General features: G+C 47.3%; 4 tRNA genes. All 4 read right to left on the minus strand.

Annotated features, from left to right (window positions below):
- Positions 1-4: 4 nt before the first annotated feature.
- The 4 genes from EC604_RS29575 to EC604_RS29590 all read right to left on the minus strand — a co-directional run bounded on the left by EC604_RS29575 (position 5) and on the right by EC604_RS29590 (position 439).
- A tRNA-Val gene (locus tag EC604_RS29575) sits at positions 5-80 on the minus strand.
- Positions 81-180: 100 nt separating this feature from the next.
- Positions 181-252, minus strand: a tRNA-Glu gene (locus EC604_RS29580).
- An 18-nt stretch (positions 253-270) separates the two neighbouring features.
- Positions 271-362: transfer RNA gene (locus EC604_RS29585), tRNA-Ser, on the minus strand.
- Position 363: 1 nt separating this feature from the next.
- A tRNA-Asn gene (locus EC604_RS29590) sits at positions 364-439 on the minus strand.
- Positions 440-522 lie beyond the last annotated feature (83 nt).

Below are 522 nucleotides of genomic sequence, written 5' to 3' on the forward strand. Positions count from 1 at the left end.
TATATGGTGGAGGCTGAGGGGATCGAACCCCCGACCCTCTGCTTGTAAGGCAGATGCTCTCCCAGCTGAGCTAAGCCTCCGAACAACACATTTATGATCTTACCATATAACCGATGTGAAAATCAACTCTTTTTTGAAGTGATGAGTTTCTCATCTCGGTTTATAGTTTGAAAATAATAATGACCCGTAGGGGATTCGAACCCCTGTTACCTCCGTGAAAGGGAGGTGTCTTAACCCCTTGACCAACGGGCCTTACCTAAAGAAGAATTATGGCGGAGAGAGAGGGATTCGAACCCTCGAGACGCTTGTGACGCCTACACGATTTCCAATCGTGCTCCTTCGGCCAGCTCGGACACCTCTCCATGGCTCCCCGAACAGGACTCGAACCTGTGACAACTCGATTAACAGTCGAGTGCTCTACCAACTGAGCTATCAGGGAATATGTTTCAGAGTGTTGTTCTCTGAAAACTAGATTCGAAACGAAATTTACGCGATTAAAACTTGCTATTGGATAAGCCCTCG

This window comes from Paenibacillus amylolyticus (assembly GCF_003719335.1).
GTDB classification, from domain to species: Bacteria; Bacillota; Bacilli; order Paenibacillales; family Paenibacillaceae; genus Paenibacillus; species Paenibacillus amylolyticus_D.